Annotated in this window: 24 protein-coding genes; 6 read left to right on the plus strand and 18 right to left on the minus strand. The window is 48.4% G+C overall.

The genetic code is table 11. From position 1 onward, the window contains the following. Positions 1-30: 30 nt before the first annotated feature. Positions 31-1,314, minus strand: coding sequence for a tryptophan--tRNA ligase (locus AC0L4K_RS14080; protein WP_473266773.1), 1,284 nt, complete (start codon positions 1,312-1,314; stop codon positions 31-33). Between the two features lie 157 nt (positions 1,315-1,471). Here AC0L4K_RS14080 and AC0L4K_RS14085 point away from each other — a divergent pair, with 157 nt between their 5' ends. From AC0L4K_RS14085 to yaaA, 3 genes are all read left to right on the plus strand, one after another. Then, the gene (locus AC0L4K_RS14085; protein WP_417226374.1) at positions 1,472-1,807 is read left to right on the plus strand and encodes a hypothetical protein; all 336 of its coding nucleotides are present in this window, start codon (positions 1,472-1,474) and stop codon (positions 1,805-1,807) included. 116 nt (positions 1,808-1,923) lie between these two features. Next, on the plus strand, positions 1,924-2,169 hold the full coding sequence (locus AC0L4K_RS14090) for a DUF2789 domain-containing protein (RefSeq protein WP_417226376.1): 246 nt from the start codon (positions 1,924-1,926) through the stop codon (positions 2,167-2,169). Between the two features lie 102 nt (positions 2,170-2,271). After that, the gene (gene yaaA / locus AC0L4K_RS14095; RefSeq protein ID WP_417226378.1) at positions 2,272-3,051 is read left to right on the plus strand and encodes a peroxide stress protein YaaA; all 780 of its coding nucleotides are present in this window, start codon (positions 2,272-2,274) and stop codon (positions 3,049-3,051) included. Between the two features lie 96 nt (positions 3,052-3,147). Here yaaA and AC0L4K_RS14100 read toward each other — a convergent pair whose 3' ends face one another. The 4 genes from AC0L4K_RS14100 to AC0L4K_RS14115 are packed head-to-tail and all read right to left on the minus strand — an operon-like array spanning position 3,148 to position 7,060. Beyond that, the gene (locus AC0L4K_RS14100; protein WP_417226380.1) at positions 3,148-4,029 is read right to left on the minus strand and encodes a Tim44 domain-containing protein; all 882 of its coding nucleotides are present in this window, start codon (positions 4,027-4,029) and stop codon (positions 3,148-3,150) included. 47 nt (positions 4,030-4,076) lie between these two features. Beyond that, positions 4,077-4,976, minus strand: a complete 900-nt coding sequence (locus AC0L4K_RS14105) for a DMT family transporter (protein ID WP_417226382.1) — start codon at positions 4,974-4,976, stop codon at positions 4,077-4,079. Then, on the minus strand, positions 4,976-6,664 hold the full coding sequence (locus AC0L4K_RS14110; protein ID WP_417226384.1) for a potassium channel family protein: 1,689 nt from the start codon (positions 6,662-6,664) through the stop codon (positions 4,976-4,978). Before AC0L4K_RS14110 ends, AC0L4K_RS14105 begins: the two co-directional genes overlap by 1 nt. 12 nt (positions 6,665-6,676) lie before the next feature. Continuing rightward, on the minus strand, positions 6,677-7,060 hold the full coding sequence (locus AC0L4K_RS14115; RefSeq protein WP_417226386.1) for a DUF6394 family protein: 384 nt from the start codon (positions 7,058-7,060) through the stop codon (positions 6,677-6,679). A 406-nt stretch (positions 7,061-7,466) separates the two neighbouring features. Here AC0L4K_RS14115 and AC0L4K_RS14120 point away from each other — a divergent pair, with 406 nt between their 5' ends. Beyond that, positions 7,467-10,310 (plus strand): insulinase family protein, encoded by a 2,844-nt coding sequence (locus AC0L4K_RS14120; RefSeq protein ID WP_473266775.1) that lies wholly within the window; start codon positions 7,467-7,469, stop codon positions 10,308-10,310. On the opposite strand, the gene AC0L4K_RS14125 is transcribed toward AC0L4K_RS14120, so the two are convergent. Together AC0L4K_RS14125 and sbcB are read right to left on the minus strand one after the other, a co-directional pair. Then, positions 10,289-10,792, minus strand: coding sequence for a hypothetical protein (locus AC0L4K_RS14125; RefSeq protein WP_473266776.1), 504 nt, complete (start codon positions 10,790-10,792; stop codon positions 10,289-10,291). The genes AC0L4K_RS14120 and AC0L4K_RS14125 overlap by 22 nt on opposite strands. Continuing rightward, positions 10,792-12,252, minus strand: a complete 1,461-nt coding sequence (gene sbcB, locus AC0L4K_RS14130) for an exodeoxyribonuclease I (protein ID WP_417226391.1) — start codon at positions 12,250-12,252, stop codon at positions 10,792-10,794. The genes AC0L4K_RS14125 and sbcB overlap by 1 nt, the downstream gene beginning before the upstream one ends. Positions 12,253-12,365: 113 nt before the next feature. On the opposite strand from sbcB, the gene AC0L4K_RS14135 reads away from it, so the two are divergent. Continuing rightward, complete coding sequence (locus AC0L4K_RS14135; RefSeq protein ID WP_417226393.1) at positions 12,366-12,791, plus strand: YchJ family protein; 426 nt, start codon at positions 12,366-12,368, stop codon at positions 12,789-12,791. 189 nt (positions 12,792-12,980) lie between these two features. Beyond that, the gene (locus AC0L4K_RS14140; protein WP_473266778.1) at positions 12,981-15,647 is read left to right on the plus strand and encodes a DUF349 domain-containing protein; all 2,667 of its coding nucleotides are present in this window, start codon (positions 12,981-12,983) and stop codon (positions 15,645-15,647) included. A gap of 106 nt (positions 15,648-15,753) precedes the next feature. On the opposite strand, the gene phbB is transcribed toward AC0L4K_RS14140, so the two are convergent. The 11 genes from phbB to AC0L4K_RS14195 form a co-directional block, all read right to left on the minus strand. After that, positions 15,754-16,503, minus strand: a complete 750-nt coding sequence (gene phbB / locus AC0L4K_RS14145) for an acetoacetyl-CoA reductase (protein WP_473266779.1) — start codon at positions 16,501-16,503, stop codon at positions 15,754-15,756. Between the two features lie 313 nt (positions 16,504-16,816). Next, on the minus strand, positions 16,817-18,145 hold the full coding sequence (locus AC0L4K_RS14150) for an MATE family efflux transporter (protein ID WP_473266781.1): 1,329 nt from the start codon (positions 18,143-18,145) through the stop codon (positions 16,817-16,819). A 206-nt stretch (positions 18,146-18,351) separates the two neighbouring features. Next, a complete protein-coding gene (locus AC0L4K_RS14155) occupies positions 18,352-18,564 on the minus strand; it encodes a 2-hydroxymuconate tautomerase (protein ID WP_417226403.1) in 213 nt (70 codons plus the stop codon). A gap of 4 nt (positions 18,565-18,568) precedes the next feature. Beyond that, positions 18,569-19,162, minus strand: coding sequence for an antibiotic biosynthesis monooxygenase (locus AC0L4K_RS14160; RefSeq protein WP_473266783.1), 594 nt, complete (start codon positions 19,160-19,162; stop codon positions 18,569-18,571). A gap of 17 nt (positions 19,163-19,179) precedes the next feature. Next, positions 19,180-19,986 (minus strand): 2-oxo-3-hexenedioate decarboxylase, encoded by an 807-nt coding sequence (gene dmpH, locus AC0L4K_RS14165; RefSeq protein ID WP_473266784.1) that lies wholly within the window; start codon positions 19,984-19,986, stop codon positions 19,180-19,182. Then, on the minus strand, positions 19,986-21,014 hold the full coding sequence (gene dmpG / locus AC0L4K_RS14170; RefSeq protein WP_473266785.1) for a 4-hydroxy-2-oxovalerate aldolase: 1,029 nt from the start codon (positions 21,012-21,014) through the stop codon (positions 19,986-19,988). Before dmpG ends, dmpH begins: the two co-directional genes overlap by 1 nt. A gap of 15 nt (positions 21,015-21,029) precedes the next feature. Then, positions 21,030-21,941, minus strand: coding sequence for an acetaldehyde dehydrogenase (acetylating) (locus AC0L4K_RS14175; protein WP_473266787.1), 912 nt, complete (start codon positions 21,939-21,941; stop codon positions 21,030-21,032). A gap of 52 nt (positions 21,942-21,993) precedes the next feature. Continuing rightward, positions 21,994-22,779: a 2-oxopent-4-enoate hydratase gene (gene dmpE, locus AC0L4K_RS14180; protein WP_417227488.1), complete on the minus strand. Its 786-nt coding sequence runs from the start codon at positions 22,777-22,779 to the stop codon at positions 21,994-21,996. Between the two features lie 24 nt (positions 22,780-22,803). Next, positions 22,804-24,264 carry a 2-hydroxymuconic semialdehyde dehydrogenase gene (locus AC0L4K_RS14185; protein ID WP_473266788.1) on the minus strand — a complete coding sequence of 487 codons (1,461 nt, stop codon included), beginning with the start codon at positions 24,262-24,264 and terminating at the stop codon, positions 22,804-22,806. A gap of 73 nt (positions 24,265-24,337) precedes the next feature. Continuing rightward, entirely contained in the window at positions 24,338-25,261 is a 924-nt protein-coding gene (locus tag AC0L4K_RS14190; RefSeq protein WP_473266790.1) for a catechol 2,3-dioxygenase, read from the minus strand. Between the two features lie 38 nt (positions 25,262-25,299). Then, on the minus strand, positions 25,300-25,626 hold the full coding sequence (locus AC0L4K_RS14195; protein ID WP_417227493.1) for a 2Fe-2S iron-sulfur cluster-binding protein: 327 nt from the start codon (positions 25,624-25,626) through the stop codon (positions 25,300-25,302). Between the last annotated feature and the right edge of the window lie 276 nt (positions 25,627-25,902).

Below are 25,902 nucleotides of genomic sequence, written 5' to 3' on the forward strand. Positions count from 1 at the left end.
AACCTTCTCCTTTCAGTCTAACGAGCGTTATTAGCCGAGTAAGCCTGCCAGTTCTTCGCGCAGCAGGTCCAGCTCGTTCTGAGCTTTCTGTTTGGCTTTCTTTTTCAAACCAGCGACTTGCTGTTCTTTTTCGGCTAACAGTGAAGCGGCTTCTTGGGCCTTGTCAGCAGCGTTGTTAACCCGGTCCAGTAATGGTTTCAATTGCATCAGAATTGCGCGACGACGCCCCTCTTCAGCACGGGCGATCTGCTCTGCCGATTGCTCTTTCTCTTGCTTAGCTTCCTGTTGCTGATTCGCAGCGCCCTGCCAGTTTAAGGGTCGAATACCGACAGCAACCCGCGCTTTTTCCAGCATTGGCGAAGCAAACTGGCGGGCTTTGTCCGCGCCCTTCAGTAACTGCTCTTCGACATAACCAAGATCGCCCATGAGACGATTATATTCCTCTCGCGGATGGCTCAGGTAGCTGTCCAAATATTCGAATAGCTCTTTTTTGGCATCGCCCCAGCCAATACCGTTGTCAAACTTAGTCCGCATCAGCGCCTGTTCTGCCGGCGATGCAAAGTTACTGTATAACTGGAAGATGGTGCTGTTATCCGCGTCTTTTGGCTCGCCCGGTTGCAGGGCATCGGTTTTGATCTGTTTAATCAATTTATACAGATCATCCGAGTGACTAAACAACGGAATGGTGTTGTCATAACTCTTAGACATCTTGCGACCATCTAACCCGGGAATCAGTTGAGTTTGCTCATCAACCTGAGCTTCCGGCAGGTTAAACAGCGTGCCATAGGTGTGGTTAAAACGGCCCGCAATATCCCGCGCCATCTCAATATGTTGGATCTGATCTTTACCTACCGGAATAATATCCGCGTTAAACATCAGAATATCGGCGGCCATTAGAATAGGATAACTGAACAACCCCATGGTGATATCGTCATCATCTTGACGTCCGGCTTCACGGTTCACATCAACAGAACCTTTGTAAGCGTGCGCTCGGTTCATCAACCCCTTTGAGGTCATGCACGTGAGAATCCAAGCCAACTCGGTAATTTCAGGAATATCGGTCTGACGGTAAAACGTGGCTTTATCGATATCCAAGCCCAATGCTAGCCAGGTCGCGGCAATTTCACGGGTAGAACGGGCAACCCGCTCTGGATCGTGGCATTTAATCAGTGCATGAAAATCGGCGAGAAAAAAATAGCTGTTATTATTGCTATTCAAGCTCGCTTCGATGGCTGGCTTAATGGCACCTAGATAGTTACCAATATGTGGAGTACCAGAGGTTGTAATCCCTGTCAGAACGGTCTGTTTGGTCATCTGCTTATCTTTTATACTGAAGCTAACGAAAATTGCGCTCTATAATACAAGAAAATTCGCCCTCTGGCCTAGGTAATCGCGGTTGAGATGACGCCTGAGGGTTTTTTCAAACACTGATCGGTGGTACAAATAGCCATCTCTTATGTAAGGAATCACTATGTCATCGCTTATCCCTTCCTCCATTGTACTCGGCTCACTGCTCATAACGCTGTTTCTAATGCTCAAGCGCGCGCCCAATTACCAACCGGGCACGATTGTGAATAACATTATTATGACCGCACTGTGCTTTGTTGGCGGCATGTTAGTTTCTGCGATGTATACCCGTGCGGTTGGCAATGAGAATTCCAATCCTTACATTATCGCCATTCTAGTAGCGATTGGCACCTTTGGCTCATTAGCCATCTATATCAAACTGGATGAAAAACAAAAACGCAGCCAACCTAAGCGCAACGCCCCAAGTAATCCTGCGGAGTTGCCTGACGGCAAGGGCTAGATCAAGCCTTAGCGAGATAACCGCCAAAGGACTTTGACAACGCCACAATGGTGATCAAAACTTGAGACACTGAATTTCAACGGTATGTAAACTGAAATGTTACAACAGAGGTCACAATGGACAGATCAACACATACGATGAATGCCCTGTTTGCCCAGTTGGGAATGCCCAGTGATGATGCCTATATCGATCAATTTATTCGCACGCATACACTGTTCAGCCAAGATGTAAAACTGAGCGAAGCAACTTTCTGGAACGATAGTCAGGCTGACTTTATCAAAGAGTGCCTAGACATCGATTCAGACTGGACTGAAGTGGTAGATGAGCTGAATACTCGGCTACATTCCCAACCCTGCGGCTAAAACTATCATGCTGATTAACAGAACTAATTGGGCCAACTCTTTCCAGAGCTGGCCTTTTTAGTTTAGGATCAAGACATCATCAGACAATGACATGAAAATACTATGCTACTGGTTATCTCACCTGCAAAAAATCTTGATTACGATACCCCGGCCATCAGCGATCGCGCCACACAGCCACAACACCTAGATCAGTCTCAACAACTGATAGAGCAACTGCGGGGTTACTCGGTACAGGATATTGCTGAACTCATGAAGCTCAGCGATAAGCTATCAGCACTCAATGTGGCTCGTTATGAAAGCTGGTCCGAACCCTTCACCCAAGAGAACGCCAAACAGGCACTGCTAGCTTTTAACGGGGATGTTTATAGCGGCCTGAATGCAGCAGACTTCAGCGATGATGATCTGACCTTTACGCAACAGCACCTGCGTATTCTCTCCGGGCTCTATGGGGTGCTCAAACCCTTAGACCTTATGCAGCCTTATCGTTTAGAAATGGGGACTAAGCTAAGTAACCCTCGCGGCAAAGACCTGTATAGTTTCTGGGGCGATATCGTTACCGATGACCTAAACCAAACATTAGCCGCTAACGCTAGCGAACCAGCGGTACTGGTTAACCTCGCGTCTAATGAGTATTTTAAAGCCGTTAAACCTAAATCATTACAGGCTCGTATCATTACGCCGGTGTTTAAAGATTGGAAGAATGGGCAGTTTAAAATCATCAGTTTCTACGCCAAAAAAGCGCGCGGATTGATGTGCCGTTACGCGATCAAAAATAAGCTTGTCGATGCCGAACAGCTAAAGCAGTTTGATTTAGCCGGTTATCAATATGATGAAGCATTATCTAAAAATGATACCTGGGTATTTACTCGCAAAGAAGCCTAGCCGCTAGTTTCCGCCAAAACAAAAAACGCAGCTCATGGCTGCGTTTTTTAGTTAGGCTTGCTGTTAAGCCTTATTGTAAAGCATTGACCTACTCAATCAGGGCTGTTGGATACCAACAATCACCCAATTGGTATCCGCACCATCCATATCCCGGCGCAGGTGCCAGATTTCGCTAAACTCGGTGGTTTCATCACTGTCTTCTTTCAGCCAGCCATAAAAGTTAATCGACGCGACAACATGATCACCGTTATCGATAAAGTTCGCCAACTCTGCCATAACCGAGACAACTTCGGTCTTCTGACCATCCGCTTGCTTTGCCCGCTCCGCTTGCAGTGTTGCCAGCAATTCAGGCGTGGTGTAAGTCTTAATATCATCCCAGTCGCTATTATCCCAAGCATTCTGCAGATGACTAAAGTGACCTTTAGCCCCTTCCAAAAATGCCTGTTCATTAAACCATTCGGGCAGCTGCAGCTCTGTGGCAAAATCCATACCGCTAGCACTGCTGGCCGCAGGCGCGCTTTGGTAGGCAGCCGGTTCTGATGTATCCGCTGTCTCAGTTGCGTCAGCTTCTTGCGCTGCCTGACGATGCTGAGCACCGGCATACTGCGGTTGAGCCGGTTTTTTCATCGCCGAGAAAATTTTCACTGCGGCAAAGATCAGCAAACCGATTAACAGGATATCCATAAATTGAATGCCATCGAAGGCACCACCCATAAACAGCGCACCGAGTAAGCCACCGGCTAACAAACCACCCATCAAGCCACCGAAACCACTGCGACGAGGCTGACCTGCAGCATTTGCACTACTTCCTGTTGGTGCGGCTTTTTGCTGCGTTGGTGCTGCAGGTTGAACGCGTTTAGGGGTTGAATAGGATTTTCCAAAACTAAAACCACCACCAAACCGTTTCGCTTCAGCATCAGGGACGATCAGACCAAAACTGATAATCAGTGCAAAAAATGGAACCAACAGTGTACGCATAGAAACTCCTTCGTTTCGTTTTAATAAACCACTCGGCTAGTTATCAATTATGCCGGTGACTTTTTATCATTATGGTTGCGACCGGTAATGATCGCTAGATAGATGCCGCTGAATATTAGCCCCATACCTATAAAATGGAAAGGTTCCACGGCTTCATTGAGAAAGATAACTGACAGAATTAAACCGAACAGCGGCATTAGATGGATAAACAACCCCGCTTTGGCAGGCCCTAACTGAGCAACCCCGCGATTCCAGAATATATAGGAAAGTATCGATGGACAGATCGCCATGTAGACAATTGCCGAGACCGTCTGTTCATTCCAGCTCGGTCGAGCACCGGCAAAATACTCCCATAACATAAACGGGAAGAGCACGATAACACCAACCACCACGGTAAAACCAAAAAAGGTGAAGCCATCTAATTCAATCGGTTTCAGGCGTAACATCACCGAATAAGCCGACCAACTCAGCACCCCGGCCAAAATCCATAAATCACCGGTATTAAACGAGAACGTGAGCAATACTTCAGGATCGCCTTTGGCCACCAGCATTATCACCCCGGCCAGCGAGATACAGACGCCTAACCACTGGCGACGCACCACCGTCTCGCCCAAAAACAGCGACGTAATCACCAAAATAATAATCGGAATAGCCGATTGCATTAGGGTGGCATTCGTCGCCTGAGTGGTCTGCACCCCTAGGTAGATAAATGAGTTAAAACAAACCACACTCAATACCGATAAAACCACCAGAATCGGCAAGTTAGGCATAATAACTGACCACTTACGTCGTAAACGTGGCAGTACGAAAGGCAGAATAATTAATAGCGCCAAGCCCCAGCGCATAAACGACATTGTCAGGGGAGGAAAATCAGCATGAATACCTCGGGCAGTCACAAAGTTACCGGCCCAAAAAAGCACCGTCATAGTCAATAGGAAATATGGCATTAGATTCGCTTCAACAGTTTGGCCAACAGATTATGACTCGGCTCTTCACCGGTCTGGAGATAAAACAGAATATTGTAATTATTGATACTCCAGCTCATCTGGTTGCTCGCCTCGGCAAGCCCACAGAAGAGTATCTCATCACCTTCTTGCAGCACCATCAATTCACCCGGTAACAGTTTACGCTCACCGTCACGGCTAAACATTAAGGGGAAACAGGGGAGCTGATCTTTGCGATGGCGAGGATCCTTCATCAGATTACTCAGCTTCACTTCGAGCCCTTCCGCGGTAATCGCACAGATCGCCGGGGTTGTCGTCGGGCTTACCGTGATCGACCAGCTATCTAACTCTTCATCCGAGGCGACGCTGCTCATCCGATTTAACAAGGTATGCGCCCAAACATCATCTTGCTGCTTCATCTGTTCAATAAAAGCAGGCAGCAGAGGTGTTTTCAGTTTAGCCAGTATCCGGTTAGCGATAATCCTTCCCGGCTCCATAATAAAATCAGCTTTGGAATTTTGATAAATCAAGGTATTACTATTTAGATTCTGACGTACCACGGTAATCAATTTAGGATTCATTTCCCGGGCCGTCATAATAATCGACAGATTATCCGCATCATTGTGCGTTCCGGCGATAATACCCACGGCATCCATAATACCGGCGCTCTGCAACGTAGTCGCCTCCGTGCCTAAACCGATCACGGTATTGTTATAACCTTTGAGCTGGGTCGCATCATCATCCAACAGCACCAGTTCGACATCCTGCCGAGCAAACTCTTTGTACAGCGCCTTACCAAAGCGCCCTAAGCCGCAAATAATCCACAGACCACTGGCTTTCTTATAAACACTCGATAAGGGTCTATGAAAGGGGTTGACCAGCCAATCATAAACCAAATGGGTATAGGGCGCGTGGGCCGCCAGCGAGAGGTATTCAGCATAATCCTTAAAAGGATCGATAATATGATCGGTGCCGAACGAGGCTAAATTGCGGGCATTCACGTCGGATTCGGTGCGGCTGACAACGATCCGCTGCGGCACTAACAGCTTGCTCGCAATAGAGATCGACAGGTTAACATTGTCATCATTGGTCAATGCTAGCACACCGATGCAGTCGGGATGCTGTAAGCCAGCATCATCCAACGCTTCGGGTAAGGAAGCGTCGGCACATAACCCTGGCACCCTTAATACGAGGCCATCAATTTCCAGCTCATCGATCCGTTCTTGATCAATATCGATGACCACTGAACGAACCCCTCGATCGCAGAGCTTCTTAATAATGGCACTGCCGGTGATACCATAACCACATACGAGATAGAATGGCTCGTTAAAGTGCTTCACTTCATTCGCAAATGAGCGACGTCGTAACATACGGCGAAATACCGGCTCTTGAAACAGAGCCAGTAATGAACCAATACAGTATAACCACGCAATCACCGTGCCGTAGATGGTAACTAAGGTCCACGCTCGTTGTCCCGAGGTAAAGGCATAGGGGATCTCACCAAAACCAATGGTAGACCCCATAAAACTGACGAAGTAGATCGCGTGGAAAAAATCCATGCGCCAAGGGTTACCCTGATCATCCTGACCGGGCACCATGACAAAGCCTAAAATCGACACCGAATAGACAACAATCAGCGTTATCAATGGGTGCCGCAAGCGGCGTAACATCAAATAGAAGATATCGTTCATAACAGCGAACGATTAACGGCGCACGACAATGGTCTCAACCATCAGCAGAATCACCGAGACAATGTTAGCCAGCAATGCGCCACCCGACATCGAAATCACACTGCTAAACATCTCAGGGGTAACACCGTTCGCCGATAACTGAGACCCGTAACCCCATATCATGGCAGCAATAACCAACTGCAGATCAGCAACCAAACTCGTCGCCATCATCAGTGCGCCCAGATGGGTACGATCACCAAACTTCAGTACGGTACAGATGATGCTGATAACGATAGCGGCAAAAAATTCAAACACATTATGATGTGCCGGATCATCGATTTCGCCGATAAAAAAACCGAAGTTCATGGTTAAGGCAAGCACTATAAAGAAAGCGTAAATCACCTTTTCGCGATTCATAGAATCCATCCACCGTGTAAAAAACAGTTATAACAACAAAAACTTACTGAGATGATTGTAAAACATCCTAAGCGAATAAAGAAACAATCGAACCTAGTCAGAAAATCTCTGTCCAATTTGGTTACCGTTGGTATATATAACCAGACAACAATGATATATAACAGAAAGGGCTATAAATAACAGGGCCTTAAGGATAATGATTTTTATGACCGAGGCGAGGCGCATAGCGAATCGACTAAAGCAGTATCGCAAGACGATATAAAGCTTTAGATCTGCAAACGCTATCGAGCGACCCTCTTCGCGTCCCCCTGTTATGCCATTTGCAGGCATCGTAAGGTTGCCATGATTAGATAGACGTTTAGATTGTATTTTTAACGACCGCTTTAACATCCAGAGGCCTGAGTGTATGCGCAACACCCGACATAATAAAAATATCGTTTACAGCCTTTTCTTGCTGCTATTGTTTACCGTCAACACCGCCTACGCTGCCATCCAAAAAAGCCCTACGGACAACCGCGACTACCTTGCTTTCACCTTACCAAATGAGATGAAAGTACTGGTCATTTCAGATCCAACCACCGATAAAGCGGCCGCTTCCGTCAATATTAATGTGGGCTCAAATGCGAATCCAAAAAACCGTCTCGGACTGGCTCACTTTCTTGAACATATGCTCTTCCTAGGCACCAAAACATATCCGCAGGCGGGTAGTTATCAGGAATACATCAGTAATCATGGTGGCAATCACAACGCCTTTACGGCATTCGAGAACACCAACTATTTTTTTGATATTAAAGCCGATCAGCTAGCCCCGGCACTGGATCGCTTCTCACGCTTTTTTGTCGAGCCTTTATTTGCTGAAAAATATGTCGACCGTGAACGCCATGCGGTGAACTCCGAATATCAATCAAAATTACGCGACGACGGTCGGCGGGGATACTCGGCTGGCAAACATCTGATCAACCCTCAGCACAGTATGAGCCAATTTGCTGTGGGTAGCCTAGAGACACTATCAAATAAGGATGGCAAACTCAGAGATGATCTTATCGCCTTCTATGAACGCTACTATTCTGCCAATATGATGTCCGTTGTGGTGTTGGGCAAGGCGCCGGTTTCAGAACTAAAGCAGCTCGTCGAAGAAAAATTTTCAGCGGTTAAAAATCGTCATACCACCCCCTTTCTATCCGCCGTTCCGCTATATACCAACCTGCCGGAACAGCAGAATATTAAAACGCTGAAAGATATCCAACAACTCACGTTAACCTTTCCGATTCAGGCCACCCGCGCCTATTATCGCGAAAAGCCCGCCCACTTTATTACCTCGATGCTTGGCTATGAAGGCAAAGGCAGCCTTTTTTCTGCCCTTAAAGCGAAAGGTTGGGTCAATGGTCTGAGCGCATACCGCGGCACCGATCTACCAGATCAATCCTCAATCGAATTATCAATTTCACTCACAGACGAAGGCCTTGCCCACTATAATCAGGTTATCGAAACCACCTTTGCGGCGATTCAGCTATTAAAACAGCAGGGAATATCTGCGGCCCTTTATCAAGAAGAGCAACAACTCAGCAATATCAGCTTCCGCTTCAAAGAGCAATCAGAGCCGATTCATGAAGTCACCAGGCTGGCACACAATTTACAACTCTACCCTGCCGATGCCGTTATCAGCGCCGACTATTTGATGGAAAAGTTTGAACCGGCCTTAATTAATCAAATTCTAGAGCAGTTAACCCCAGAGAACCTACTCATCACTCTGCAAGCTAAAAACCTCGAAACCGATCAACAAGATCCTTGGTTTAAGGCTGAGTACAGTGTTACGCCAATCTCACCCGAGCGCCTGCAACAGTGGCAAAACCCGTCTATTGACCCGGCCTTACAGGTACGTCAGCTTAACCCCTTTATCGCCGATAATTTCACTCTTAAACCCCTCGAGCATGAACAGTCACGGCCCGAACGAATTCTGCAACGAGATGGCTATTCCCTCTGGCATAAACAGGATGCGACCTTCAAACTGCCAAAAGTAGACTTTTTCTTCTCAATTATTTCAGAACAGGCTAACCAAACGCCGGAGAACGCGGTCATGACCGCACTCTTTACCAAGCTCATCAATGATCAGCTAAATGAAACCTTTTATGATGCTTCGCTGGCGGGCCTAAATACCCAGATCTACCCTCATATGCGGGGTTTGAGTGTTCGTATCTCTGGCTATGATGATAAACAGCAACAGCTGCTGCAACAGGTTATGACTAGCCTGCAACAGGCACAGTTTACTGACGCTAGCTTTGCTCGGCTGAAAGAGAAATATACCCAGGAACTGGAGAACAGCCGTAAAGATAAGCCCTTTAACCAAACTCTCGGCGAAATCTATAACCTACTGCTGCAAAGCTGGAGCACCGATAAAAAACTAGCGGCCCTCAATACGGTCTCCTTACAACGTTTACAAGCCTTTGTGCCGCAGCTACTCGATCAAGTTGAAGTGCGTATGTTGGCACACGGCAACCTGACTGCGGCAGAAGCCTTACAGATGGCCAATACCGTCACCACTGCCCTGCCATCGGCTAAAACCTCGGCCAGCGGTCATGCACTACCGGTTATTCAGTTGCAACAAGAACAGCAACTCACCCAGACGTTACCGTTAGAGCATAATGACTCGGCTATCAGTGTCTATTTCCAAGGTGAGAGTAGCGATATGAAAACCCGGGCTGAATACGCCCTCTTAGCTGAGATGCTATCCGCGCCGTTCTACAGCAGCTTACGCACCGAGCAACAACTCGGTTATGTGGTCTTCGAGACATCCCTGCCGATGCGTAAAGCCCCCGGACTAGCCTTTGTGATTCAATCACCCAATACCAACCCCATCGGACTAGAGCAACAGATCGACCAGTTCATCCAAACCACAGCAACCACCTTGGCCGCCATGGATGAACAGCAACTCGAAGCGTTTAAGCGAAGTGTTATCTCACGCATCAACAAGAAAGAAAATCGCATGTCGGAGCTCAGTGAACGCTACTGGCATGAGATTGATCGGGGAGAACTCAATTTTGATAGTCGGGCGCAATTGACCCGCGCCATTAATGAGCTGACACGGGAAGACTTAGATAAATGTTATCAGCAACTGCCTCTACGACGCCTAACGGTACGTTCCTTCGGAGAACAGCACCGTGACGGCGTTGATCAGCAAGCACTCAGAACCATCTGTGATGCTGATATTAGTAAACTCAAACAAACCCATCAGTTTGTGCCAGAGGCCTGAAGCTGACGATCGATAACCCTGCGCGAGCGGGGTTTCTTTTCCTGTGGCGCCGGCCTAACCTCGATTTCAATGCCTTCACAATCGGCCAAAGAATCATCCAGCGCACATTTTATTTCTAACTGATCACGCGCAATTTGAGCAAAAACCTTATCTTCGCCGGTTAATGGCGGCGGTTTTTGCTCTACGCTAACCACCCGTTCAACCTCAGCCGGTTCACTGTAGGGCACCACTGTCGGGGGCGGCAATTGTCGTTCAGGAATGTCGTAGGGCTTAATTTCAGACATCGGCTCACTATCCACATAACCCCGCCGCCGATACTTATACACGTTTTCGGGATCCACTGGCGAGTCCATATAGCCGTCAGGCTTAACCACGTCATATGCGATCGGATTGATAAGATCCTCTTTTCTGTCAGCCATAACACTCGCGCTGACCACCAAGGTCAACAGGGCGAATGTCTTTGCGCTAACAGAAGAGTTCATCAATACACCTCATCCATCGGATAGATCGCTTCAGCATACAACGCCAATTCTTCAAGAATCTCTTTATGAGAGGCCGATAGATCCGGCTGTTGATATAGTTCATTCAATTGACTAAAGAGCTCTGTCATCGTCAGATGGCCGCCATTATCAGGCCCAAGCAGCCGCAGGTGGCGGAACTCTTCCCAACGGGCCCGTTCCTCTTCATGCAAACTAAAGGGATAGTTACGGGCACGATAGCGCAGAAACATCTCTTCCAACCGGGTATCTTGAAACGCCAAGTCCAGCGTAGCTAATTGATCCGGTGGGGTACTTCTGATGATCTCCATATTCTTCTTATCGGCATCCCCGAAGAACCCGCCACTATAAAGCATATGGTCTGGGTCAAAATCATCTGCAAAATCCGCGGCGGAAAACACCTCGGCCAATTTTTGCTTCAAATCAGAGCTGCTGCGTAACATCGCTAGGTGCGTACGACACAGATCACCCGAGATATTTAACCGTTCTGCCTCTGCTGCGGTTAACATCGACGCCGGAGCAATAATTGGCGATTTATTGGTATGTATCTGTTTTAGTGGAATACGCTGTTCACCTTCGGCCAGATCCTCAACCCGGGTGTAGATTAACCGACGCACTTCATCTACTGGCAAGCTTAGCAAGGGGGTCGGATCACAACGCAGGTCAAAGGCTAACACCGCGTTCTTATTAGTCGGATGTTGGGCAAGGGGAGCGACCACAGCCGCATTACCCCACTCAGAAGGATACATAGATGAGATATGCAGTACCGGCTTCATCGTCATAACATCCAGCAGCCCCTGAATGGTCCGTTTATCACGATTATTCAGCGCATATTGGTATAACTTAGGCTGCCGCTCTTTAACCAAGCGAGCCATCGCAATCGTGGCATACACATCTGCTAAGGCATCATGGGCATTGCCATGATCGATACCATTGGCTTTGGTTAAATCTTCGAGGCGCATACTCGGGCGTCCATCCTCGTATACCGGCCATTCGATACCCTCAGGACGAAGTGCCCGGGTCAATCGCAACATATCGATAATATCCCAACGGGAGCAACCATTCTGATATTCACGCCCGTAGGGGTCGAAAAAATTGCGATACAGTGCATAACGGGTAATTTCATCATCAAAACGAATACTGTTATACCCTACGCCGCAAGTGCCAGGGCGGGCTAACTGTTCGTGTACCATAGCCATAAACTCAGCTTCGCAATAACCTTCTTGTAACGCTTTTTGCGGTGTAATACCGGTGATCAAACAGGCTTGTGGATGGGGCAACAGGTCTTCTGCTGGCTTACAATAAAACATCACCGGCTCTTCGATGATATTCAGCTCCTGATCGGTTCTGATACCGGCAAACTGCAGCGGCCTATCACGTTTTGTGTCCGCGCCCGACGTTTCATAGTCATGCCAGAAAAAGGTGGGTGTTGAGGATGCCGCCATTCTATTCGCCTTTATACCGGATTACCGGCTAATGCTTTTGATCAATAGGTTTAATTTTCGCGCCCCTTATAATAGCCTATCAATAGTTGATTTCTATCTTAGCCGGGGCCCATATGCTTCACGATCATAAAGATACCACGCTTGCCTGCCCTTGTGGCTCAAATAAGCCATTTTCATTCTGCTGTGAAGCGGCCATTGAAGGACATAAACCGGCGCCCACCGCCGAAGCATTGATGCGTTCACGCTATACTGCTTTCGTTCTTGGTGCCGTCGATTATCTCATCAGCACCACCGCGATTGAACACCGCGACCCCGATGATGCCGCACTGATTACAGAACAAATAAAAGCCACCACCTGGACCGGACTGAAGATCCTTAACACCGAGGCGGGACAGCCGGATGATCAAGAAGGTATCGTGGAATTTATAGCCCATTTTGAAACCTCTGAGCAAAAAGCTGATCTTCACGAGCGCTCATTCTTTAGAAAACAGGATAATCACTGGGTTTACGTTGATGGCGAAGTCGAAATAATAAAATAACCATAAATAAATTTTACCTCGATAAACCACTGTGAAGCCCCACAGACAGGCAAACAACCACCGCCGTCGCCGTAAAGAGACGTTATTTCTTTTCTGTCAAGGCTTTTCCTGCACCGCTAAACGCCGGTAGAATACGGCCTTTTGCCACCAGTACCGTTGTTTTTAAGTGGCCCTTGCAGGATCGATGTAATGTTTGCAAAGTTTTTCAAACCCCGTTGGCAGCACAATAAAGCCACTGTTCGCATTCGCGCAGTGCACCGATTAAGCCCTGGTAACACCGAGCACCGTGAAGTGCTTGCTCAGCTTGCCCGGCAGGATCAGAGTGTTGAAGTTCGTTTAGCGGCTGTCGAAAAAATTGCCGCACCCGATCTATTATCCGACATTCTAGCCCATGATGTGGATCCCGATATCCGTCGTAGTGTCGCTAAACGGATCTGCGAAATCATCTTAGACCCCGGCTATACCTACAGCCAGCAACATGAGTGCATTAACTGTCTCCAGGATGAGAATATGCTCGCGCATATTGCCCTGCACAGTGAAAACGCAGAGATCCAGCAACATGCGATACGTCGCATCAACGATCAACAAAGTCTGATTTCAGTCATTCTTAATGGCAACTGTACTCAACTGCGCCAACTCGCAGCAGAAAAGCTCGAGTCTCCAGAACTATTAGAACAAGCCGGTAAAGCGATCCGAGGACGGGATAAAACCGTCTATCGGATTATTCGCAATAAACAGCAGCAACAGCAGGAGCAAGCCCGTCTTAAAGAACAATGGCTGTTGCGTAAAGAAGAACTGCTTTGCAGTCTTGAACAGCTCAGTAGAACCGAGTACTTCCCTCTTTATGGCGCCAAACTGGAAGCCCTTTGTCAGCAATGGGCAGGTCTAAAAGAAGCCAACGATGACAACCAAGAGCAGCGTTATAACACGCTGGTTGAATGTTGCCAGAAAACGGTCAATGCCGAACAGCTAAAATGCCAGCAACAACAGGCAGAACAGCAAAAAGTTCATAGTGAAGCGTTGCAGCAATCAGCGCTGTGCCAAACCTTAGAAGACACCGTTAACCGTTGCGCCAGTCTGATCTCCGGCGAACTCTTTTGCAAAGCTGATCTGGATGCCGAACAAACCTGCTGGGATAACACCATCGAGCAATTACACCGCATCGATGCGCAAAAAGCCCCAATCCTGATCAAGCCGCTGAAACAGCGTTTTGATCACTATCAACAGGCTGGCCGTACATGGTTGCAACAGCAACCAGTCATTGCCGCTTTACTCGATGACGAACAGCCCAATGACGCCGATAAAACCCTCTTGCTGAGCCAGCTTGAACAGCGGAATAAACTCATCAAACAGTTAAATTGGCCTAGCGACATAAAACCGCCCGAAGGGTTACATAGCCTTGGCGGACAACGTGACAACATCCAACAACAGATCAATCGCTTAAAACAGGAACAGCAACATTGTTATCAGGATCTGACTGAACTGCTGAACCAACTCGAACAACAGATCGAAGCCGGGCAAATCAAACATGCCTGCCAACTGGCACAGCAAGCCGACACACAGTTGAACGATATGGGCGGAAATCCTCCCAAATCACTGCAGCAACGCTATAAAGGACTACTGGCGCAACTCAACGAACTGAAAAACTGGCAGGGTTTTGCCGTAAAAGAAAAGAAAGAAGCCTTATGCGAGGCGATGGAAGCCCTAATCGACAGCAGCACCGAGGCACCGCTTCTGGCAAAACAGATCAATTCGCTACAGCTACAATGGAAAGCGCTCGACAGCGATGACCCGCTACACTCACATAAAACCTGGCAGCGCTTTAAAGCCGCATCAGATCAGGCCTATACGCCCTGTGAGCAATATTTTCGACTACAGAAGCAGCAACGTACGGATAACCTCAACAAACGCACCGCGCTGGTGTCAGAGCTTGGCAACTTCCTCCAACAGATCGACTGGCAACAAGCTGACTGGTCTTTGATCGAACAGGTCAGCCGCACCGCTAAGCGAGAATGGAAAGAGTATGCACCGGTAGATCGAACCCCTGGTCGCCAAGTGCAAACCGAGTTTAATGCTCTACTCAAACAGATCGATCAGAAAATTGCGGCCCACCGAGATGAAGTAGCCAATGTGAAGAAAGCCCTGCTTACGCAGGCTGAGCAACTGCTAACAGAAGAAGATCTCAGCACCGCGGCAGCCGACGTGAAGGCCTTGCAGAAGCGTTGGAAGGAAGCAGGCAATACTTTCCATAGCCTCGAACGGGAACTCTGGCCAGCGTTTCGTAAAGCCTGTAACCAGATATTTGAAAACCTCAATAAGAACAAACAGAACGAGCAACAACCAAATCCGACTGGCGTTAAAAACACATCTCTGGCTGACAGCCAAACCTATCCCGCCCTATTACAACGCATCGAATTGTGCGATCAGTTGGAGCACTTTATTCAGGATGGCACTCTCGACCAGTTAGCACTGGATGAGATTGAAGCCGCATGGCATCAGTGTGATGCAGTAGAGGGCGAGTTTGGACCGATGATCAATGCCCGCTACGAGCAATTGCTGGCCTTCATCTCAGACGAAATTGAACTGGAAGATCTGCTTAAAGTTACCGAGAAAGCGCTGCGCCAACTCTGTATCCGACTGGAAATTTTACTCGGATTAGAGTCACCTGAACAGGACCAGACCTTACGCATGGAATATCAGATGGACCGACTGCAAAAGGCCCTAGAGCAACGTCAAACCTCAACCAACAGTAACGATCTTAAACAGTTAGAGCTAGAGTGGCAGTGTCAGCCACTCACCCTGCAACATGAAGCTCTACAGATCCGTTTCTACAGTAACCTTCAGCAGGCTCGTTGAAACCCTGCGTAAATTGTCCTCAAGTGCTCATTAATTGAGCACTTGAAACAAAAAATGAAACACAAAAAAACCCGCAAAAGCGGGTTTTTTATCAGCTGAATACAGCTTATGACATGTGTTGACCACCATTAATGGAGAAGTCAGAACCGGTTACATAGCCACAATCATCGCTAGCCAAGTAAGTAACCGCTTTACCGATCTCAGAAGGCTCACCTAGACGACCGACAGGTACCTGACGAATAATCTTTTCCAGAACTTCTTCAGGAATTTTAGCAACCATCGGTGTCATGACGTAACCAGGAGAAACAGTGTTCACTGTTACGCCTTTAGCGGCCACTTCTTGCGCCAATGCTTTAGTAAAGCCATGAATACCCGCTTTAGCCGCAGAGTAGTTACACTGACCAAACTGACCTTTCTGTGCATTAACAGATGAGATATTGATAACCCGACCCCAGCCTTTATCCAGCATAGGATTGATAACCAAACGGGTCATATGGAACATGGAGTCTAGGTTAGCGGATAATACTTCGTTCCACTGTTCCCAGCTCATTTTACGGAAAGTACCATCACGGGTAATACCCGCATTATTGACCAGAATGTCGACGCTACCGCCGGCGACTTCTTCTACCGTTTTAATACAGGCAGCACATGATTCTTCATCGGTAACATCACCATAGGCAACCAAAATATCATAGCCATCGTTTTTCTGCTCAGCCTGCCAAGCTTTAGCTTTTTCATGGTTACCGCCAGAATTATAACCAGCAACAACTTTTACGCCTGCGTCAGCCAATGCCCGACAGATAGCGGTACCAATACCACCCGTACCTCCTGTTACTAGAGCAATTTTCTGTGTCATGCTCGTGTCCCCTTTGCTTCTTGAGAGTTGATTGTTTCGAGTCGTTGTATAGCGTTGTTATTATTTAGTTATTATTAACACTGCGCGGATAATAGCGTTAACAGCACCGCAGTGTAATATGACTTTGGTTGAGTGATAAACAATTTGATCGCAAACCAAACGAGCAGTATCACCCAAAATCATTCAATATGCAGCCCTATAACAGAGACTTACATAAGCTCTATAACTAAGCTTTGACTTAGCTCAAGAGTTTAGGTTTCGTCTGTTACGGCCTTAAGACAAGATACAACTTATTTTACTGAAGTCAAAGACTTTACAGACGTTTGAGATGTCGCTGCATCCACCAATACGACATTGCTGCAGTGCACATATTCGCAATCACAAAACCGATAAACATCCCTTGTAAATCGGCCAAATAATTACCTAATAGCCCCAACGGCACATAGAGACAAAACAATCGAAACACGCTGATCCGCATCGCTCTAATTGGCTGATGTAAAGCGTTGAAACTGGACGCAGTCAGAAAGGTGACGGCCTGAAAGCCAAACCCAAGCGGCACAATAAGAATCCACAATCCGATTAAGCTAATCACCGATTCATTGTCACTAAACAGCGAGCCAATGCCACCGGCAAAGAGGAGTAATAGTAGATAAACAATGGCTTGCCATAACAGCGCGAACTTCACTGCGGACAGGTAAGCCCCGCGAACACGCTCAATATGACCGCGCCCAAAGTTCTGACTGATAAAGGGTGGCAGGGTCATCGACAGAGCCAAATTCGCCAGTAAGGAGAGTGATTCTAAGCGGCTGCCAACACCAAATGCCGCCACCGCTTCAGGCCCGTGAGTTGCCACAATCGCCGTCATAATAGCCGCGGCAATCGGTGTCATCATATTCGACAGCGCGGCGGGAAAACCGATCTTCATCACCATCAACCAGTGCTGCAGTGCAGCAGAAACCGATTCAATCCGCAGCACCAATAAACCTTTATTAAAATAAAGATTTAATAAAGCAAACACCGCCGTCACACTCCAGGCAATCACACTGGCAATCGCAGCCCCTTGAATCCCTAGCCCAGGCACCGGCCCCCAACCAAAAATCATCAGTGGATCGAGTACCAAGTTAAGCAACGATGAGATTCCCATCAATAAGGCGGGTGTGCGAGTGTCACCGCTGGCCCGTAATGAACTGTTAGACACCATAATCAGGACATAGAAAACCGCCCCAGCAAACCACACCGACATATACTGGTCGATATAGGGAAGTAAATCGTCCCCTGCCCCTAATAAACGAAACAGCGGATCGATCACCTGAATAGCCAACACTGCGATGGTGATCATCAACAAGGTGGTCATTAACAGATTGTCGGTGGTTAGCTGTCGAGCGCCGGATTCGTTGCCCGAACCGATCAGCCTAGCGATGGTTGCAGAAGTACCAATACTCAAGCCGATCGATAGGCTGATCACCGTAAATGAAACAGGAAAGGTAAAACCCAGTGCCGCCAGTTGGTGGGTACCTAGCTGACTGACAAAATAACTATCAACAACATTAAACAGCATCAGGCTAACGATACCGAGCATCATCGGCAGCGTCATTTTAATCAGGGTAGGACGAACATCATCGTTCAGCAGATCGGATTTCACTCAATACCTTTATAGACGGGAGTTATCGAGCCGCCATCATACCATCTCTCGCGGCCCAGTTGAGTGCTGTTGCCGCTAAACGCAAAAACCTCCCGCAGGAGGTTTTATCGATATGATTTTAAGCAACCACAACTTGAATCCATCAACTTCATGACTGACTCAAAGTGTTGATCGAAACCACGGATGCCAACAGCTCATGTTCACAGTTATTTGCCCAGTTTTTTAGCCGACTGGCCCGCAATACCGAAATGCTGTTTAGGCATCTCGTTAATCAATACCCGAACACTTTCAATCGGTGCACCCAGCGAACGCACCAACGCATCACTTACTTCCGCTATCATCCGCTCTTTCTGTTCATCAGAGCGTCCTTCCATCATATTAACCGTCACGATAGGCATGCCGTTTTCCTCTTTCTTAATCGCCCTATTTAGGCCCCTGACGAAACAGCCAGGATTGCAGCAACCGGGTGACGCGGGGCATTACGATATAGGTCAGCAATAACACCTGTAACAGCACAATCACGACTGACCTCAACCATAGATCGAGACTATTAAGGAATGGCCCTAATAGCACATTGATCGCCATCACCAAAGCATATACCACCACCAGCAACACGAACGTCATCTTGTGGGGCGAAGGTTTGCTGACCGGTAGCTCGGGCAGGTCAAACCAAAACTCGAGTCCAGTGCCACGCTGTACTTCAGGCTCACCCTCAATGATTGGCTCAAGTTTTTTGAGCCACGCCCGGCGAACTTCAGAACCTTCCCAGTTTTGACAATTCTGATAATTATCAAACCGATAGATAAGCACGTAGCAGTTGCCCGTAGAAGCCGAGGGGCGCAAAACATTACTGCCCTGATGACCCGGATAGACCGACGCCTCTTCAACGACAGCTGAAACCCAGCGTTCAAAGTCCGCTTCTTTCCCCGGAATCACCTTGCGGGAGATGCTGACGGTGACGGGACCTTCCTGACCCGGTTCGGTCAGTTGTTGCTCAATACCACTTTCGCCCGTCACTGTTCCACCCCAATCAGTTATACAAATTTACCACTGATTGTACCCAAACCCTGATAACGAACACAAAAAGAATCACCTTTGTTCACTTGCACCGCTGCGGTAATCGCACCGATCATGACAAAAGACCCGGCAGGTAGCTCTTCACCACGCTCGCCCAGCATATTCGCCAGCATCGCCACCGATGAGGCCGGATGCCCCAGCACCGCAGCGCCTGCGCCTACTTCAACCACTTCGCCGTTGATCTCCATCACCACGCCAAGGGTTTTCAGATCAAGATCCGCCACATCGGCCATACGACCACCGGTGATAAACCGAGTAGACGATGAGTTATCGGCAATCACCGATTTAAGGTCGAATTTGAAGTCTTTATAACGCGAATCAATCACTTCCACCGCAGGCATCACAAAATCCGTCGCCCGCAGCACATCACCAATATGGATACCGGGTCCTTTCAACGGCGCTTTTGTGACAAACGCCAGCTCCGCTTCAATTTTCGGATGGATCAATTCGTCAATCTTGATTTCACCGCTTTCGGGCACGGTAAAATAGTCGGCTAGAAAGCCGTAACAAGGATGTTCCACTCCCATCTGGGACATTTTCGCCCATGAGGTCAGTCCCATCTTCATACCGACAATCTTATGACCGCGGGCTTCTTTACGACGACGAATCTCCCATTGGATGTCAAACGCATCCTTATAGGTCATCTCTGGATAATCATCGGTAATTTTAGTGACTTCATACGCCTGTAATTCTGCGTTTTCCAGGTGTTCGGCCAGTGCTTCAATCTGCGCGGTGGTCAGCTTATTTTCGTTTACTTCGGACATTAAATTAACCCCTTTTCTTTGGCCATGGTCAGCGCCAAATCTTCAATCATATCTTCCTGCCCACCGACCGTGCCGCGACGGCCCAGCTCCACCAGTAGATCCCGAGCTTGAATGCCATACTTCGCCTCAGCGCGCTTGGCAAACAGTAGGAACGAGGAGTACACACCGGCATAACCCAGAGTTAGTGCATCTCGATCAACCCGAATGGGCTGATCCATCAACGGCACCACTAAGTCTTCCGCCACATCCATAATGCTGTAGAGGTCGATTCCATGATCTGCACCCATTCGATCAAGCACCGCTACCAGTACCTCCAAAGGGGTGTTACCGGCACCGGCCCCTAAGCCAGCCACCGAACCATCGATACGGATCGCACCGGCATCAATCGCCGCGAGTGAATTAGCGATCGCCATCCCCATATTATGATGACCGTGGAAACCGACTTCCGTGGTTGGGTTTAATTCTGCCCGCAGTAGACCGATTTTTTCAGTCACTTCATCCGGCAGCATATACCCAGCGGAATCGGTGCAGTAGATGCAGTTGGCGCCATAGGATTCCATCAGCCGCGCTTGTTCTAAAATCTTTTCTGGGCTGGCCATATGGGCCATCATCAGAAACCCGACCGTGTCCATTTCGAGCTTAGCGGCCAGGCCGATATGCTGCTCGGTAACATCCGCTTCAGTACAGTGGGCCGCGACACGAATGGTGTTCACGCCCATATCGTTGGCCATGCGCAGATGATCAACCGTGCCGATCCCGGGCAACAGCAGCGCTGATACTTTGGCGTTTTTCAGCTTTGGAATCACCGCACCGAGATACTCTTCATCACTGTGGGCCGGGAAACCGTAGTTAACCGATGCGCCACCGAGACCATCACCGTGGGTGACTTCGATCAGCGGCATACCCGCCGCATCTAAACCAGTTGCCACGGCAACCATCTGTTCCAGTGAGATCTGATGACGTTTAGCATGCATACCATCTCGCAGGCTCATGTCGTGGAGTACTACTTTTTTACCGTTCAAATTCATCTTCTTTTCCTCCACTTAGCCGCGGGCTGGCAGGGTGATATTGCCGTTGGCCGCTTCTTCAGCAAACATCTCAGCGGTACGCAGTCCGGCGGCAGTCATAATATCCAGATTGCCGGAGTATTTAGGCAGGTAATCACCCAGCCCTTCAACTTCCATAAACATGGACACTCGATTGCCATCAAAGACAGGGCCATTCACCAGACGGTAACCCGGCACATATTTCTGCACCTCTTTGACCATCGCTTGAACCGATGCGGTGATCGCCGCTTGATCGGGCTCACTTTCGGTCAGACAGTGGACAGTATCGCGCATCAACAGCGGTGGCTCGGCTGGGTTAATGATGATGATCGCTTTACCCTGCTTAGCGCCACCCACTTTTTCCACCGCGCTGGCGGTGGTGCGGGTAAACTCATCGATATTTTTACGGGTGCCGGGACCCGCTGATTTAGAGGAGACTGTGGCGATAATTTCGCCATACCCAACCGGTTGGACTTTGGATACCGCCGCGACCATCGGAATTGTCGCTTGGCCACCACAGGTCACCATATTGACGTTCATCTCCAACTCTTTAGCGTGCTGTACCAGATTCACCGGTGGCACACAGAACGGGCCGATCGCAGCGGGTGTTAGATCGATCATGATCACCCCCAGCTCGTTCAGCTTACGGCTGTTCTCTGCATGGACATAAGCCGAGGTGGCATCAAAGGCAACCCGAATATCATCTTCAATAATGTGGGCCAGCAAACCATCAACGCCTTCCGCGGTGGTTTTAATGCCCATCTCTTTGGCCCGTTTTAGACCGTCGGATTCAGGGTCGATACCGACCATCCAAACCGGTTCGATCCAGTCGGAGCGTTTCATTTTCATGAGTAAATCGGTACCAATATTACCCGGCCCAATAATCACTGCTTTTAATTTCTTGCTCATAATTTTTCCCTTAAGCGCTGTTGCTAGGCGCTTCAAGCCATATCATCGGCCGTTAGACAAACCGCACTGAAGCAGAACCGATACCGCCGATACTGACGCTCATATAATCACCTGCTTGCACAGGCTCCAACGGCACCAAGGAGCCTGACAGAATCACTTCACCGGCCTTCAATGGAATACCAAACTGTCCCAGCGTATTCGCCAACCAGGTGACACAGTTCACCGGGCTACCCAGTGCTGCAGCACCGGCGCCGGTTGAGATAATCGAACCATTTTTCTCAACCACCATGCCGCAAGTAGCCAAATCGACTTTACGGGGATCAACCGCCTTATCACCGAGAATAAACAGACCACAAGAAGCGTTATCCGCCACCGTGTCCTGAATTTTGATATTCCAGTTTTCGATACGTGAATCGACCACTTCAAAACAGGGAATCACGCAATCCGTCGCGGCAAGCACATCGGCATTAGTAATTCCCGGCCCAAGCAAGTCTTTTTTCAGGATAAAAGCAATCTCACCCTCGGCTTTTGGCTGCATCAACTGCTGACTGATCGGCATCTCTTGGCCTTCAGAATAAGCCATCGCATCGGTCAGAAAACCAAAATCCGGCTGGCCTACCTTGAGCATGTTCTGCACAGCTTTTGATGTGAGGCCGATCTTTTTACCGATAATCTTTTCCCCGGCCGCGACCCGTCGCTCCATCATGCGCAGTGAGATGTTATAAGCATCTTCAATCGTGATATCTTCAAATCGTTCGGTAAAAGGACGCAGGGTGTGACGCTGTGTCATCGCCTCGTACAACTCATCACCGCACATTAGTATCTGTTCTTTATTCATCATGATTCTCTTGTAGTCAGACAGTTACAGCTTGATGCAGACGTTTTTCAGTTCGGTATAAAATTCCAGCCCGTGAACACCGCCTTCACGACCAATCCCCGACTCTTTAGCACCCCCAAAAGCAGTGCGCAGATCTCTTAGGAACCAACTGTTAACCCAAGCAATTCCCACATCCATCGCTTCTGCCACACGGGAGGCACGGGATGAATTCTCGGTCCAGATCGCTGCCGACAAACCGTATTTAGTATCATTCGCTAGTTCAATGACTTCGTCTTCCGTATCGAATGGACGGATATGGCAGCAAGGGCCAAAAATTTCCTCTTTGACAACCCGGGCGTCATCCGCAAGGCCGGTCCAAATAGTAGGTTCAACCCAAGCTCCCGCATTCAGTTCAGCACCCATCTCTGGTACACCGCCTCCGGTAACAACCGTGGCACCCTCTTCCACCGCAAGGCGGTAATAAGACAATACTTTCTCTTTATGCTCTTGACTGACCAGGGGACCAAAATCCACGTTAGGATCTTCCGGCACACCCAGCTTAAGTTGCTCGACACCCGCTTTTAAACGCTGCACAAACTCATCAAAAATAGGCCGTTCAACATAGATTCGCTCGGTACCCAAACAGACCTGACCGCAGTTCACAAAAGCCGAACGCATGGTGCCCTCAATTGCTTTCTCTATATCACAGTCGGCAAACACAATACCGGGATTCTTACCGCCACACTCCAAGGAAATATTACGCAGCCCAACGGAAGCGGCTCGCATAATGGTTTCGCCGGTACGGGTTTCGCCGGTAAAGGTGATCGCGTTAACATCCGGGTGAGCGGTCAAGAACGCGCCCGCAGAATCAGGGCCAAAGCCGTGCACCACGTTATAAACGCCTTTCGGCACGCCGCATTCGTTCATTACTTCGCCGAGTAATGTTGCCGTTGCGGGTGTTTCTTCCGACGGTTTTACCACCACGGTATTACCACAGGCCAATGCTGGACCGACCTTCCAGGTCATCAACAACAACGGCAGGTTCCATGGGCTGATGACTGCAATCACCCCTTTAGGAGAACGGTGGCCATAGTTAAGCGCACCACGGCCATCCGGTGTATCCAGTTTATAAGCTTCGGTGGGATGGTTTGCTAAGGTTTCGGAGAACGCTTTAAAATTTGCCGCCCCCCGGGGAATATCAATATGAGAAGCGATTTTGTGGGGTTTACCGGTGTCTTTACACTCGGCATCCAGAAACTCATCGAAACGCTCATTGATGCGATCAGCCACTTTGTCTAGCAAGGTAATTCGCTGGGCTTGGGTCATTTTGCCCCAAGGGCCTTTCATTGCGGCTTTGGCCGCCGCCACTGCGGCAGCCACTTCAGGCTCACCCGCTTCATGTACTTGACCCAGTAGACTGTTATCCACCGGGTTACGATTTTCAAAGGTTTTACCGCTGGCGCTGGTAACAAATTCGCCATTAATAAAGTTCTTAAATTGTTTCATTCTTAAGCCTCGGTGAAGATAACAATAGCTAACAAATCAAGCTGCCCGGCCACCAGCCGAGCAGCGCTGCTAATCAGGTTAATACACTCAGGAAGCGCTCATTCAGCACTCGGTCATGGTAGAAAATCGCCTTACCCAGATCTTCAGCTTTCCAGGTGACCGCCTCATGATCGGGATAGTGATAATCACCACCACAGAACACCTCATTACGATTACCCGATGGATCAAAGAAATAAATAGTCTGACCGTGAGTCAAACCGTGACGAGTCGGACCAATATCGATAGGGGTTTCGGTCATTGAGATCAGATCAGCCGCGCGTAACACTGATTCCCAAGTTTCTAGGTAGAAAGAGGCGTGGTGGAATTTATCCGGCTCTGGACAATCAATAAAAGCAACATCGTGAGCTTTCATGCCGACGGTGAGGAAAACGGCAACGCGATTTTGTTCGGGATCGACCACCTGTTCAGCCAGATCAAAGCCCAATACATCACGAAACAACGCATAGGTCTCCTCGATATTAGGCCCATACAGCAAACAGTGATCAAAGCGGGTGGCTTTCATCCCTTTCAAGTCGCGCGGCCAAGCCTCAGGATTAACCTTCGAAACCCCCCATTTACCGGGCTGCTCTTTCTCGGCAAATAGCTCAAAATGGTGGCCAGTTGGCGCTACAAAACGGATACGGCGACCGCAGCCATTTAACTCACCTGCGGCGATATGCTCCACTTCACAACCATAAGCGACCAGATCGGCCTCTAGCTGTTCAAGCACCTCGTTGTTAAGCACTTTGAAGCCCATCAGGTCCATACCTGGATGATCTGCTTCACGCAGAACAACCGAGAACTTATCAATTTCGGTCCAAGCTTTCAGGTAAACACGTCCTTGAGTGTCCCGCTCAACTTCGATCAAACCTAACAGGTCACGGTAATGTTTCAGCGCTTCTTCAATATCCAGTACCCGTATCTGCACATGACCGGGACGCATTACACCTTTTCTCATATTTTCCTCTGCACTTCTTATCAACTTTTATTATTTAGCTAACGGTCGTTCTCTGTGACCTTATCAGCCGCTTTACAATGATCAGATTCAATTTCTAGATCGGTTCTCGGGAAAACTCGACAAGCAAGAACAAACCCCTGCTGCAGCTCTTCCTCTGACACATGGACTTTACTCATCCGCTTGGTCTCATACTCTCCGCTGAGAATACGGATTTTGCAGACACCACAGCCCCCGCCTCGACAACCAATATTAATAGCAGCAGCATTGCGACGCTCCATTCCTATCAATAAGGCTTGATCCTCCCGACAACTGAAACATTGATCACGATTAACAACATGGATCTGATGCATAAGCGAGTCAGCCATAAGCATCTCCACTCGGTTCATTCGGTTGTACCACTATAAACATAGCAAGCACTGAGCCAGCATCAAACAAAACAACCTAAGTCATTGTTTATAAATACATTTATCATTCACATCAGAAAATAACGAAGTCATTGATACTGCAACAAGTCATCAAATGATCAATACCAGCCAAAACGAGTGATCATTTAAGCAATTGAACATCACCTCATGTCCAATAGATCACAGCGGCTGAACAAGCCAATAACAGGATTCGGTCACGATTAAATCGGCGATTAA

It is taken from the genome of Amphritea sp. GJ51-11, from assembly GCF_055808735.1.